Source organism: Deltaproteobacteria bacterium HGW-Deltaproteobacteria-2 (genome assembly GCA_002840505.1).
GTDB lineage: Bacteria > Desulfobacterota > Syntrophia > Syntrophales > Smithellaceae > Smithella.
In genome coordinates this window covers 115,163-128,687 of sequence record PHBC01000007.1, presented here as the reverse complement: position 1 = coordinate 128,687, position 13,525 = coordinate 115,163, and the positions used below count along the sequence as shown (strand labels likewise).

The 13,525-nt window shown below is 42.5% G+C and carries 11 protein-coding genes; 8 read left to right on the top strand and 3 right to left on the bottom strand.

The annotated features are described in order from the left end of the window. Nucleotides 1-2,194, top strand: a 2,194-nt coding sequence (locus tag CVU62_13820) for a hypothetical protein (GenBank protein ID PKN36802.1), incomplete at its 5' end; no start/stop codon positions are given. Between the two features lie 157 nt (nt 2,195-2,351). Beyond that, nucleotides 2,352-3,266, top strand: a complete 915-nt coding sequence (locus CVU62_13815; GenBank protein ID PKN36801.1) for a hypothetical protein — start codon at nt 2,352-2,354, stop codon at nt 3,264-3,266. Nucleotides 3,267-3,455: 189 nt separating this feature from the next. Here the strand turns inward: CVU62_13815 and CVU62_13810 are convergent, their stop codons facing one another. The 3 genes from CVU62_13810 to CVU62_13800 all read right to left on the bottom strand — a co-directional run bounded on the left by CVU62_13810 (nt 3,456) and on the right by CVU62_13800 (nt 7,781). Next, on the bottom strand, nt 3,456-4,094 hold the full coding sequence (locus CVU62_13810; GenBank protein ID PKN36800.1) for a DNA-binding response regulator: 639 nt from the start codon (nt 4,092-4,094) through the stop codon (nt 3,456-3,458). Nucleotides 4,095-4,154: 60 nt separating this feature from the next. After that, entirely contained in the window at nt 4,155-5,507 is a 1,353-nt protein-coding gene (locus tag CVU62_13805; protein ID PKN36809.1) for an HlyD family type I secretion periplasmic adaptor subunit, read from the bottom strand. A gap of 99 nt (nt 5,508-5,606) precedes the next feature. Then, nucleotides 5,607-7,781 carry a type I secretion system permease/ATPase gene (locus CVU62_13800; protein ID PKN36799.1) on the bottom strand — a complete coding sequence of 725 codons (2,175 nt, stop codon included), beginning with the start codon at nt 7,779-7,781 and terminating at the stop codon, nt 5,607-5,609. Nucleotides 7,782-8,042: 261 nt separating this feature from the next. On the opposite strand from CVU62_13800, the gene CVU62_13795 reads away from it, so the two are divergent. The 6 genes from CVU62_13795 (at nt 8,043) to CVU62_13770 (ending at nt 13,525) form a co-directional block, all read left to right on the top strand. Continuing rightward, nucleotides 8,043-8,372 carry a hypothetical protein gene (locus tag CVU62_13795; GenBank protein PKN36798.1) on the top strand — a complete coding sequence of 110 codons (330 nt, stop codon included), beginning with the start codon at nt 8,043-8,045 and terminating at the stop codon, nt 8,370-8,372. 321 nt (nt 8,373-8,693) lie between these two features. Continuing rightward, complete coding sequence (locus tag CVU62_13790) at nt 8,694-10,025, top strand: hypothetical protein (GenBank protein ID PKN36797.1); 1,332 nt, start codon at nt 8,694-8,696, stop codon at nt 10,023-10,025. Between the two features lie 456 nt (nt 10,026-10,481). Beyond that, nucleotides 10,482-10,838, top strand: coding sequence for a PaaI family thioesterase (locus CVU62_13785; GenBank protein ID PKN36796.1), 357 nt, complete (start codon nt 10,482-10,484; stop codon nt 10,836-10,838). 95 nt (nt 10,839-10,933) lie between these two features. Continuing rightward, the gene (locus CVU62_13780) at nt 10,934-11,584 is read left to right on the top strand and encodes a PHP domain-containing protein (protein ID PKN36795.1); all 651 of its coding nucleotides are present in this window, start codon (nt 10,934-10,936) and stop codon (nt 11,582-11,584) included. Beyond that, the gene (locus CVU62_13775) at nt 11,581-12,846 is read left to right on the top strand and encodes a glycosyltransferase family 1 protein (GenBank protein ID PKN36794.1); all 1,266 of its coding nucleotides are present in this window, start codon (nt 11,581-11,583) and stop codon (nt 12,844-12,846) included. Before CVU62_13780 ends, CVU62_13775 begins: the two co-directional genes overlap by 4 nt. Next, nucleotides 12,824-13,525 (top strand): SAM-dependent methyltransferase, encoded by a 702-nt coding sequence (locus CVU62_13770; GenBank protein PKN36793.1) that lies wholly within the window; start codon nt 12,824-12,826, stop codon nt 13,523-13,525. Before CVU62_13775 ends, CVU62_13770 begins: the two co-directional genes overlap by 23 nt.

Here is a 13,525-nt window from a genome sequence, read left to right as displayed (position 1 = left end):
GGTTACGGTGACCGATGACAAGGGAGCTACGGACACTCAGGATGTTACGATCACAATTACAGGGACGAACGATGCTCCGACACTTCAAGCGATCACTGGTGGTCAGGTATATGAGGCTGGCTTGAGTCCATCAGGGACAGCTCCATCAGCTACTACAATCTTGGCAAATGGTACGTTAACCTACGGTGACATCGATACATCAGCTACTAGCCTTAGTATTGTTGTGGATGGTGGTACAGGCCACGCCTTCACGACGGGAAATTTAACTGGAATCGCCACCGACGTTATTGGAACTTATACAGATGCAAGCCACTATGGAACAATAGTTTTCCATGGAGATGGATCGTGGGAATATACTTTGACGGCACCTATTGATAATAATAGCCCTAGTGCACCTCTTGGAACGACTGGTTTACAGGGTCCGGACAGCTTCCAAGTCCAGATTTATGATGGACAAGATTACTCTGCGTCTCAGACGCTGACCATCAACGTACTGGATGATAGTCCTCTGGCATTCACTCCCGATGGAGCTATGCTGAATAATCAGGATGGTACAACATTTACTGGAAATCTGGATCTGGATAACAATATCGATAACAATATCGGAGCAGATCAGACAGGTACGGTGCAGTTCCTGCCATCACTTAACGGTGCGGACAGCGGCCTAACATCAGGCACACTTCCGATTACCTACGTCATTTCGGGCGGGGGGCAGATATTAACAGGAGTTACGACTGCTCAGCCTGCTGGTGTTTTCACCATAACTCTGAATCAGAACGTAAACGTGGCTGGCACAGATCAATACACTGTGCATATGATTGGCACTGTCGACGGTGGAGCCGAGCAAATCATTTTCAATGGAGCAAGCGGATTCACTTTTGTCGGAGGCAATGGCGCATGGGCCGGTTATATGACCCCGGCTGCAGATGATAGCCAAGACCTGCTTCTTACACCCATGGAATACGGTGTAAGTTCGGGTACGATAAATGAAACTGCTCATTCAATGGGAGTCAGCGGTGGTGCTTCCGTCGGTGAACATGAAGCTCTGCGGTTAGATTTTGTCCAGGATCTGATGAATGTCGGACCTATTGCCAGTGGCAAGAGTTATAGTGACCCGACCTATCAAAATCATACCTTCGACAGTCATTATCTGGCAGATGGAGCAGCTGCAACGTTCCTCACCAAGTCATCAACGACCATTCGCATCAAGGCCTTTGACGATGACGATAGCGGCACAAATAAATATAAAGTAGGCGATGGGGTCCAGGATTCAGTCACTGCATTTGCCATAACTTATGGAGGCATGACCGAACTGATCAATTTTGCAGATACTTCTTCGCACACTGTGGAAGTGGGAGGACATACATTTAACTATCAGTTTGTTGATGGCGCGGCAGCTGGGACGCAATACGAGGTACTGGTGGATATAGTCAATGGTACCCAGATTGCGACCTTTACGGCGGACGGTTACAACAGCCTGGAGTATCATTGGGAGAGCGGAGGAACGTTCCAGGTAGGTGATTTCGGCACAAGTTCCATAGATCCCGGTAAACCGGTTGATATTTCGGTGCCGGTTGAAATCGTGGATGCAGACGGAGACACGGCTCCTGGTACTATTGATGTTCTGCTGGCGCCTGAAAATTCGCTCACACCACAAGACTATTCAAGCAGTCCTGATGGCGTGACTGCTGAGTCCACTCTTGCACAGCCCAATATCATCGGCTCTGATCATAACGATACGCTTACAGGTGATTCGCATGACAATATTCTTTACGGTGGAGCGGGGGATGATCATCTCATCGGAAATGAAGGAAATGACCTACTTGTAGGTGGGACAGGAAACGACAGTTTGGAAGGCGGGGCAGGTAACGATATCCTGATCGGCGGTCTCGGTGACGATACCCTGACCGGTAGCGCCGGTGCAGACACCTTCAAGACCGGCCAAGGCAATGACCTTATTACGGACTACAAAACTACCGATGGTGACAAGGTCGATATCTCCGCAGTCCTCAATATCACTGACCACACAGAGGCTCTTGCTCATTTGGAAGTAGATAACACGGCCAAGGTATTGAATATTTACGATAGCAGTAACCCCCTAGAGCACACCACTGATCATTTGGTGGGTAGCGTAACGTTCGACAGTAGCGTCGACATGAATGCGCTACTCGGCGATCTCATTCACCATACATAAATCGCTTCATGGCAAAACGCCGCGAGAGGTATTCTCTTTCGCGGCGTTTTTTTCGATTTGTTTGAGCAGGTCAATTCGTAATAAATACAATTAACGCAACACATTTTACGACCAATATTTCATTGACATATGAAATCATTCTACCTATAATCCAAACATGAAGAAAAAAAATATTAAAATTAAATACAAAAAAGTAATTGAAGAAAACCCTGAGACGTCTGAACCTGCAACTTCTCCTTCCGATGCCTCCGTGTCTATTCATTCCAACAAAAAGTTTAACCCTAAATGGGGTAAACCGGTATTTGTAGGTGCTCCTACCAAAGATTCCAGCAAAAAATTTGATCCTAAAGGGGGCACACCTGTAATTGTAAGTACTCCTGTACCTGAGCCGCCGGTAATCGTAACTCCTCCTTCTGCCGCCTCAGTGCCTAATCATAATATGAAAGAGATCGAACAATTCACTGTAGGCGCTCCTATACCTGAGCCGCCAGTAATCGTAACTCCTCCTTCTGACAGCCCAGTGCCAAATCATAATGTGGGTCAACCCATATCGGTGACGGGAAGTAATAACAAGATGTTTGTCAGGGCTGTGATTGCGGGAGTAGTCTTGTTATGCACTCTGGCAGGCTATTGGTATTATCAGACGCAAAAGTCTGATAATACCGCGGAATATGTTGCTTCCAATGAGACTGTTGTTGCCGTACCCGTTGTCACCGATAATAATTTAGTTCAAGTTAGCATTCCAAAAGAAGCAGTCCGGGATTTGGTCACTAAATGGTTAACCAGTTGGAAATCAGGGGACTTGAAAACTTACCGCAGCTTTTATGCATCAGATTTCCAATCAAAAGGAAAGAACTTGGATGCCTGGATCTCTCATAAAACAAATGTGTACAAAAAAAGTAAAAATATAAATATTATCATTGATAACTTGCAAATATCAGCGGATGAAAATAATGCCTCGGCCGTATTTACTCAACATTACAGTTCTTCTATAACTAAAGATTCGGGGAAGAAAACATTGGAACTAAAGAAAATAAACAACGAATGGAAAATATATAGAGAAATTATGTAACTATAATAAGTATAGTTTGTAACTGGTAAATAAACCTCAATTTAAAATGCCGTGAAAGAGAAACCATCCTTTTGCGGCTTTTTTCTATCTGTTTAAACAAAATAAAAAAGTTTTCTAACAAAAGCTGTCTTAGTTTCTTGTTGGAAAAGTGGTATGAAAAATTTCGGAGCAAAACGAGATGTGGAACGCTCAGCCCTGTGGGCTTTTCCCCAGGTTAATCAAAAGAGCAAGGTTAAGCCTGTTACCGGTTTTTGTTTTTTCATAGATGGACGTAAGATGGGCCTTGACAGTCCTTTCCGTTATCTTCAGATCAGCCGCGATTTCCAGGTTTGACTCTCCGCGGGCGACAAGTTCGGCAATATGACGTTCTGCTTTGGTTAATTTTGCCATCTCAGAAGCGGCATTGCCTTGATTGCCATCATCTTTCGTATTCCCCGATGTGTCCATGATCAGTCGCTGAATGATTTTTTGACCCAGCCACACCCCTCCGGTAGTAACAACCCGTAAGGCTTCAATCAGTCGTGGCGATGATATATAAGTATTCCCGTATCCCACAATTCCCATTTTTAGAAATGTCAGGGCTTCCTCTTCATCAGGGCGATCCGAGAGAAGAAAAAATCTGGTTGTGGGCGACGTGCTGAGTAACGCAGAAAAAGAAGGCATGTCGATGAGCATCCTGTGCAGGAGAATTGCATCGAATTTTTTTGAGGCGCACAGTTTTTTCAATTCACCTAAGGAATAGGTCTTTTCGGTTTCGAAATGTCCTTTCAAAAGGTCAGCCCACCTACTGACAACCGTGCTATTAGAACTGCTTAACAGAATAGCCATACTATTGAATCCTTACAAGCATGAACACAAGACAATAAAAATAAAATAACGTTTATTCTTTTAACGTTCTCTCAAAGCCATTGATCGCGCTTTCAGTACAGGTTTCAGTATGTAAGAGAGTACTGTTTTCTTGCCGGTGAGAATGTCCACTGTTGTAACCATGCCCGGCATTATGGGCAGAGGATGCTTCATCGTACCCAAATAACTTTTATCAGTCTTTAATCTGACAAGAAAAAAACTATTTCCCTTTTCATCAGTAACACTGTCAGCACTGACATGTTCCAGTTCCGCTTTAAGAGAGCCATAAATTGTGTAATCGTAAGCAGTGAATTTTATCGTGGCTTTCTGACCAGGTCGGAGAAAGGCAATGTCGGCCGGCTTTATTTTCGCTTCGACTACCAGATTACCATGCATAGGTACGATTTCGACAAGATCCATTCCTGGTTGGACGACACCTCCCACGGTCTTGACCATTACACGGTTCACTATGCCGTCGACGGGAGAGCGTACAGACGTTCTATCCAGTCTGTCCTTCAAGGCAAGAGAAGAACTGGCGCTTTCATCAACCTCCCGAAGAACTTCATTGGATTCCGCGTTTGCTTTGTTCCGATAATTCAGGTTCAGTTCATTTACGGCAACCTGGCTTTCTCTGAGTTTTGCCTGGGCCGCGGGAATTGCATGACGGATACGATCAATCTCCCCTTGCATTTGGCTTGCCTGACGCTCGAGTTGGAGAACTTCCACATCGGAAGCGGCTCCCTTTCCTACCAGTGGCTTAATCATACTGATTTCTTTCTGCAGGAGCGTGTAAGTCCTGTTTAGTTCAACAAGCTTTGACTCTAATTCTTTTAATTCCTGACTGCGCTGATTAACCTGCTGGCGCTTAATTTCAGAACTCGAACTTAGCTCCATCCTCCGGGAATTATACAATTGGCGCTCCCGGGCTGCAATATCCGGTCTTTCTTTCTCGACATCAGCGGGAATGACAAGGGCTGTTCCGCTTGCCTCTGCTTTCAGACGGGCCGATTTTGCCTTGTTGGAAAGATACTTGGCCCGGTTCTCTTCAAAAGATGAAGAAAATCGTGTTTCATCCATCCGCAGGAGTAATTGATCCTTTTTGACGGCATCTCCAACATTCACGAGAATTTCCGAAATGATTCCCCCTTCAAGGTTCTGTATGACCTGCACATGGCTCGACGGGACAACTTTACCTTCTCCCCGGGTGACCTCTTCCAACTCCGAGAAGGATGCCCAAATTAAAAAAATAACCAACAGGAAAAAAGCTGCCCAAATGATTAGTCTGCCGCCCTGGGGTGTCTGGGAAAGGATGGTCGCACGGATGTCGGTGGCGAAATCAACATCCTCTTCAGGTAGCCTCCGGAATAATCGGTTGAATTTGGAACCATTAGTCAAACCAGGCTCTTCCTTTTCGGGTAGATTATTCCGTAATAGCTGAAAGAATTGGTTATTTCTGAAATCCTTTATAAATTTCTTCAAACTAGGCTCTCCCGTCTAAAAATTGAGCTGTCCTTTTCTCATTGCCTCCAGGACGAATTCTTTCGGGCCGTCAGCAATAATAGATCCATTATCTATAACTATCAGGCGATTTACCATATCCAGAAGCGATGCCCGATGCGTAATCAATACGACTGTTTTTTCTTTCACGGTCTTCGCAAGGTAGCCTTTTAGCCTGATTTCCGACCGGTTATCCATATTACTTGTTGGCTCATCAAGCACCAATACGGGCGGATCGAGCAAAAGGGCGCGAGAAATGGCCACGCTCTGTCGCTGACCGCCGGAAAGTCCACGGCCGAATTCCTCAACTTTCATGTCGAATCCGGAGGGATGTTTTTTTACGAAATCACCCACACCGGATATTTCTGCCGCACGGATGACATTCTGGTCGTCAACATCATGTGCACCCATCGTGATATTATCCCACACGGTTCCTCGGAAAAGGATGATGTCTTGGGGAACATAACCCAGAAAGTGGCGCAATTCCGCCGGATCGATCTGCCGTATGTCGGTGCCGTCCATAGTTACCATGCCGTTTATAGGTTCATATAAACCAAGCATCAGTTTACCCAGAGTGGTTTTACCTGAACCCACAGGTCCGATAATACCAACTTTCTCTCCCGCGGCAATTTCCAGAGTAATGTTGTTAAGGACATTTGTGGTCTGACCGGGGTAGGAAAATGTGAGGTTCTTCACGCCGATGACACCGTTAAAACGTTTCCTCGGTAAAAATATTTTGCCGGCAGGTCTCTCGACAGGAAGGTTCATGATTTCATCTAGTGTTTTCAAAGCTTCTTTAGCATGATGATATCGCGTTGCGAGATTTACAACCTGCGCCATGGGGGCGATCACCTGCCTGGAGAGGATGACTAAAGCTATAAGGCCGCCTGAAGTAAGATTGCCTGCAGTGATCATGTAGACACCGGCAACGACAACAGCCACTATCATGATATTCTGCACTAAATACGTAACATCCTGAACGGAAGACGAAATTATGCGCGATTTGTTACCCCATTTCGAAATGTAGCTGACAGCTTCTTCCCACGCCCTTTGAATCTGACCTTCAGCGCCCAGCATTTTTATCGTTTCGAGGCCGGCGACACCCTCAACGAGAATTGCATTTTTCTGCGCTGAGGCTTCTATTGTTTTTTCGACAACCCGTTTAAGCGGAGCTTGAATGAAATAAGAATAAGCGATCAATATAACGATCGCTATAACGTGAACCAGAACAATATAACTACCTATCCACCAGACAACGAACAGACCCAGGATAGTGAAGGGCAGGTCGATGATCGCGGTGATCGAAAATGATGTAATGAAGTCGCGGATACCTTCAAATTCCTGCAGGTTTTTAGTAAATGAACCTATGGATTGCGGACGTGCTTCCATTTTCAGGTCGAGAACTTTCTGAAGCAGCATCGCAGAGATTTTCAGATTGGTCTTCTTTGCCGCTTCATCAACGAAATAGCTCCGCAGGGCGCGCATTACAACCGCAAAAAGGTAGATTACTGTCACCCCAATGGATAGGACCCATAGAGTTTCATAAGCACTGTTTGGAATTACCCGGTCATAGACATTCAGGACATAAAAAATGCCCACCAGACCAAATACATTTATGAGGAAGGCGGCCAGGAATACATCCCGATAAACGCGCCATGATTCTAAAATGGTTCCCCAAAACCAGTGTTTCGATGTACCGGACTGTGCGTTGGCAATTGATTTTTTTTCCGTCAGGTACTTGGGGCGGACAAAAATTGCATTACCCGTGTAAAGTTTTTCCAATTCATCCCTGGTAATTACTTTTTCCCCGCTGCCGCTTTGAGGTAAAAGGATCTTGTATTCATTTAGGGTAGTATTTTTTTCCACCAGAATGCATGCCTGGCGATCATGAAGCAGCAATATGGCCGGTAACTGAACAGAACCGATCTCATCAAGAGATTTCTCGAGTGTCCGTGAAGAAAGATCGGCTCGATTCGCAGCACGAGCAAACAGTTCTACTGTGAGTCGATTCTGGACAAGAGGTAGCCCGGCGCTCAAGCTTGCTTTTGAGGCATTTCGACCGTACATCTTGGTTAGGATGATTAAACAATCCAGAAGAGGATCTTCATGTATGTCTTGATTTTCAGGAACATTCCAATTATTGGCTATGAAGGTGGAGCTTTTTTCCGGCATAAATCACTCAAAATAGTATGTTTTTTTATATTACATGTTTTTAAAAAAAAGTATACATATTTTAAAAAACATGCTAATAGGCCACATTACTTTTCTTAATAAATAGTGTAGGTGTTTATAAAAAATAAATGCTCTAAATATATACATTTTAATTGATAATCAAGCAACAAAAAAATTGATGCTATTAGAGTATTTTTTGTGGAAGTAAGTTTTTCGGCTATGCCGTAATTTATAATTTCTTACATGTTCGGATGACAAAATATGCCTTATATTGAACGCTCCGCTGAAGGGAAAATTATTGGATTGCGAACAGTTGCAGGCCCAAATTCAACGGAAGTAAAGTCAATTAAGGATGATGAAGTCCTCAACTTTCTAAAGGATAATCTGGACAACAAGTTCCTTGAAAGTTTACTGGCTCATTCCGATGCTGGTTTAATTCGACTTCTCGAAGATTTAATAAATCTACTGACGAAAAAAAACATCATACTTTTTACGGAGCTTCCGGAAAAGGCGCAGGAAAAAATAATTGAACGCGAACAAATACGGGAAAAGATATCTTCCCAAAATATCATTGTTGAAGATATTCTCTAGGTTGGGAAGCTAATTTACTTTATGTTAAATAAAACACTAAAATTGACCATTTTTTTAATGATAAATTGTTAAAAATTTCTTGACAACGGTTAAAATCATAATAATATATCACCAGAAGTTTTATTGCTAAGCGAGGAAATCCAAAGCCCATTTAATATAGTCCAGAGTAAAATTTGTAATTTATTTTGAACTCTGTAAACTATACTTACCTAAATGTGGATTTAAAAAGTTAACCCACAGATAATTAAGTTAATTATAAACAAAAATTATTTTGTCTTTGTTGAGATTCCAATTTCATTAAATGTCTGTAAGGAGGATAATATGAAATATTATTTTAGATCTGTTCTCATTATCGTTTCAGTTTTTTTTCTCATGGGAGCAGTCGATGCACGAGGGGAAACAATTCAGGATGCAGTTAAATCAGTCCTGCAAAACAATCCAGACATAACATCCGTAGCCTATAATCGATTGGGCAGGGATCAGGAGGTACGGCAGGCAATGGCCGATTTTTTCCCGGTGATCGATACATCTCTGTCAGCCGGATATGTTAAACAGAATCATCCAACAGAATTGGAGCCTGACCAACTCAGGCCACGTTCAGCTACTATCAGGCTCAATCAGAATTTATTCCGGGGAGGCGCTACACTGTCGGAAACATTTCGCCAAAAATCCCGAGTAGCTTCCGAGGCATATCTTTTACAGGGGGCCTCAGAAAATACCGCATTGCTCGCATGCAGGGTTTATCTGAACTATCTACGCGCGCTTGAGCAACATGATCTGGCAAAAGAAAATCTGCTCATTCATGAGCGCTTTCACGACCAGATCAAGTTGAGAAGCAAGGCGGGAGTTGATCGCGGAGTCGATTTCGAGCAGATCAAGGCTCGTTGGGCTTTGGCGGAATCCAACCTTATTGTTACTCAGGCAAACGTAGAGAATGCAAAAACAGATTATCAGGCTGTAATGGGATATTTACCTGTAAGCCCGGTCAAACCAGAGCCGTTCTATGGGGAAATTCCTGCGACTTTGCAAGAAGCGGTGAGGATAGCTTTGGATAATCACCCAACTTTAAAGTCGGCCAAAGCGGATGTCGAGGCGAGGAAATATCAGCATAGAACAGCAAAGGCGCTCGTTTATCCCAGCATTGATGTAGGTGCGGAATACACATGGGGCAATGAAATAACCGGACCTATGGGTCGCTATGATTACCAGGATTATTTCCAGGTGAATGCGACACTCAAATTCAATATATTCAATGGTTTTGCTAATCAGGCGAGGATAAAAGAAACATCATATTTAATAAAAGAAGGAGAAGAAATAGCTAAAAAAACCGAAAGGCAAACCATCCAGTCAATTCGCCTTTCCTATGAAGCATATATGGCGGATCAAAGACGGATCAAGCAGCTTGAACAATACGTAACGTCTACAGGTTCGGCAGCGGACGCTTTTATTTCGCAATGGTCAATCGGACGGCGCACGCTGTTTGACGTCCTTGACACATCGGCTGAAAAGATCACGGCAAAGAGCGATCTCATCAATGCCCAATATGATAAAATGTACGACTCGTATAGAATTTTGAGCGGTATGGGGAAACTGGTTAATACTTTAGGTTTACAGTGGCCCGAAGAAAGCCGCATTAAAGATACGAAAAAATAAGGGGTAATTTTTGTAAAAAATTATAATTATTTACGAACAGCACATAGGGCGCTCTGATATCATACAGGGCGCCCTATATTATTAAGCTCAATATTATGATGTGAGAATTATAAAATTGGAATTTATGATTGCTAACCGGAATGCTGTGATAGCTGCAGATTCTATACTTTCTTGCTATCCTGGTTTTTGAATGAGCAAATAGAATAAGAAAAAAAATACGGAAAAAATATCACGCGAATTGAAAATGGTGGAAACATCAAAAGAAGGCATTCTGATGTTGGATAGGGAATTGGCTGCGCGTGTCTTTACCGCAGGCTCACCTCTTGATCCGACTGCTTATAATGTTGCTCTATAATAAAATTTATGAGGTGAAGGAGTTCAGATATTTTTAATTACAATATTTATCTGGAAAAAATTAAATCGGGGCAAAAGGGAATAAATCCTTTTCTGGATTATATGGGAATAACGTTGGATGAGTTAAAAGAAGGTTACGCCCGGTTTCGAATGCCGGTGCGTCCTGAATATTTACAGGGGGCTAAAGCAATGCAAGGTGGGCTTATTGTTGCTTTGGCCGACGAAACAATTGCTCATGCAATGATGACTCAATTAAGTCCCGAAGAAGGTTTGACCACGATTGAATTAAAGAGTAATTTTCTGGCTGGTGTCAGTGACGGAGAACTTATTGCCGCTGCCACTGTTTTTAAAAAAGGTCAAAGTCTGGTTATCGGAGATTGCTTAGTTACCGATAATAATGATAAAAATGTCTGCCGAGTTTCGGCAACCTTCTTGCTTCTGAGAAAAAATCTGAAATAAATTAATATCTTAAAAATTACACATCCTTATTGACTATCAGTCTTAAATTTGCTAAGTCTACAGAGTTTAAATAAATTAAATTTGGAATATTTTAAGTGATTGATCTGCATACTCATTCCATTTTCAGTGATGGCGGTTTAATACCGGCGGAACTGGCGCAACGCGCTTATGCCACAGGTTATGAAGCTTTAGCTATTACCGATCACGTTGATCATTCCAATATTGATTTCATCCTCCCGCGGATTATCAAGGTTTGTTCAAAGATAACGGAAAAAGGCAATATTAATGCTATCCCTGGTGTTGAGATTACTCATGTTGATCCCCGTGATATATCTGCTCTTGCCGAAGAGGCGAGAAAATTAGGAGCAAAGATAGTTATTGTACATGGAGAAACGATTGTTGAACCTGTTCCTGCCGGAACAAATCTGGCTGCTCTTAAATCAGCAATAGATATTTTAGCCCATCCGGGACTTTTAACTGAAGAAGAGGCGCGTTTGGCTGCCGAAAAAGAGATTTATTTAGAGATTACAACGCGCAAAGGTCACAGCCTCAGTAACGGGCATGTTGTGCAGATGGCCAGAAAATTTAAGGCCAATCTGATTCTTAATAATGATGCTCACGTCCCTGCTGATTTTGTGAGCAGCAAGATGGCTGCCAAGATCGCCAGAGGCGCGGGGTTAAATGATGACGAAATATCCATCATGTTTGAAAATTCTAAAAGATTAGTGCAAAAGGTGAGTGTATGAAAAAGTCTTCTGAATCAAAGCCGTTGAAAATTTGTCTGTTAACTTATCGGGGCAATCCTAACTGCGGCGGACAAGGGGTTTACATTAAACACTTAAGCAAAGCGCTTAGTGATCTTGGCCATGAGGTTGATGTAATATCGGGACCGCCTTATCCGCATCTTGATTCCAGAGTGCGTCTGCATAAACTTCCCAGTCTCGATCTTTATAATCCAGAACATTCTTTTCGCCCGCAAAAAATAAGAGATCTCCTCGCTGATCCTTTAAACATGTATGAATATTTAACCATGTGCTACGGTAAATTTCCTGAACCATTTACTTTCGGTGTGCGGGCTTATCGCTATTTGCAGAAAAGTAAAATGAATTATGATATTGTTCATGATAATCAGTGCCTTGCTTATGGTATAGGAAAAATAGCTCAAAAAGTTGTGCCTACAATAGCAACGATTCATCATCCGATGACTTTTGATAAACAGGAATATCTTAGAGCGGCAAGAACAAATTCAAAGAAAAGACGGGTCAACCGTTGGTTTACTTTTATTGAAATGCAAAAAAAGGTGGCCAGGCAGTTATCACGTATTGTAACAGTGTCAGAATGCTCTAAAATAGATATTGCTAAGGAATTTTCTATAAATTTATCTAAATTTAGCGTTGTACCCAATGGCGTTGATAATGAATTTTTTTATCCTGTACAAAACGACAAGCGACCGGAAAATTCTATTATCGTAACAAATAGCTCGGATACGCCATTGAAGGGTTTAAAATATCTGCTGGAAGCTGTCGCACAAATAAGAAAAAAACAATCCGTAAAATTAACAGTTATAGGTGAGCCTAAGAAAGATGGATCAATTGTAAAACTTGTGGCCGAACTGGAAATTGGTGACATTGTCCACTTCACCGGTCGCATAAAGAATGAGGAATTTGCCGATTATTATTCAAAATCTACCATTGCCGTTGTTCCGTCTGTATATGAAGGTTTTGGCCTGCCGGCAGCGGAAGCTATGGCTTGTGGCGTGCCTCTGATCAGCACAAGTGGAGGCGCACTGCCGGAAGTTGTCGGAAATGCCGGTCTGATTGTTCCTCCGGCCGATGCCAATGCTCTGGCCAGAGAAATTATATTTTTACTTAATAATCGTGACCAAAGAAACAAAATGGCTCAAACGGGAATAGCGCGCGTAAATTCTATCTTTAATTGGTCCATAGCTGCTCAGGAAATGGTTAAGATATACAGGGAGACAATTGATGGTTACAGTAGACTTTCCTAAGTTAAAATTAAAATCCCAAGGTGTTGTTTTGGATGCGGGATGTGGAATGGGAAGACACTTACGCTTTCTGGCGAAACAACCGAATCTGAGGATTGTCGGAATAGATAAAAATACAGGGGCCTTGCGTGAAGCATTGACATCTTTGGAAAAAATGCCAGATGCTTTGTCCAAAGATTATTTGGTTTCCGAAGCAGATATAAATAGGCTTCCATTTGCTGATATTTCGTTTGATTGTGTAATTTGTTCGGAAGTTTTAGAACATATTCCGGATCATGAGGCAGCCATAAAAGAACTAATTCGGATATTGAAACCGGATGGCACTCTTGTGGTTAGTGTGCCGCGTTATTATTCGGAGAAACTTTGCTGGTTAATTTCATATGACTATTATCATTCGGAAGGCGGTCATATTCGAATTTACAAGAAGAAAGAACTTCCCGAAATGTTGAAGAAACATGGTTTTAAATGCTTGAAAATAAATTACAAGCACGCCCTCCACATGCCTTACTGGTGGCTTAAGTGTCTTGTTGGCCTGAAAAACGAGGAAAACCTGTTGGTTAAATATTATAAGAATTTTTTGATATGGGATATGATGAGAGATCATCGGTTAACGCGGATATTGGAAGAATTATTAAATCCAATCGTAGGCAAAAGCATAGTATATTATTTTAGAAGAGGATAA

Bases quoted from the DNA above. Each gene is read 5' to 3' on its own strand.
- CVU62_13795 (PKN36798.1), top strand. From the start codon at position 8,043: ATGCCTTATATTGAACGCTCCGCTGAAGGGAAAATTATTGGATTGCGA.
- CVU62_13790 (PKN36797.1), top strand. From the start codon at position 8,694: ATGAAATATTATTTTAGATCTGTTCTCATTATCGTTTCAGTTTTTTTT.
- CVU62_13800 (PKN36799.1), bottom strand. From the start codon at position 7,781: ATGCCGGAAAAAAGCTCCACCTTCATAGCCAATAATTGGAATGTTCCT.
- CVU62_13810 (PKN36800.1), bottom strand. From the start codon at position 4,094: ATGGCTATTCTGTTAAGCAGTTCTAATAGCACGGTTGTCAGTAGGTGG.
- CVU62_13815 (PKN36801.1), top strand. From the start codon at position 2,352: ATGAAGAAAAAAAATATTAAAATTAAATACAAAAAAGTAATTGAAGAA.
- CVU62_13770 (PKN36793.1), top strand. From the start codon at position 12,824: ATGGTTACAGTAGACTTTCCTAAGTTAAAATTAAAATCCCAAGGTGTT.
- CVU62_13775 (PKN36794.1), top strand. From the start codon at position 11,581: ATGAAAAAGTCTTCTGAATCAAAGCCGTTGAAAATTTGTCTGTTAACT.
- CVU62_13785 (PKN36796.1), top strand. From the start codon at position 10,482: ATGGGAATAACGTTGGATGAGTTAAAAGAAGGTTACGCCCGGTTTCGA.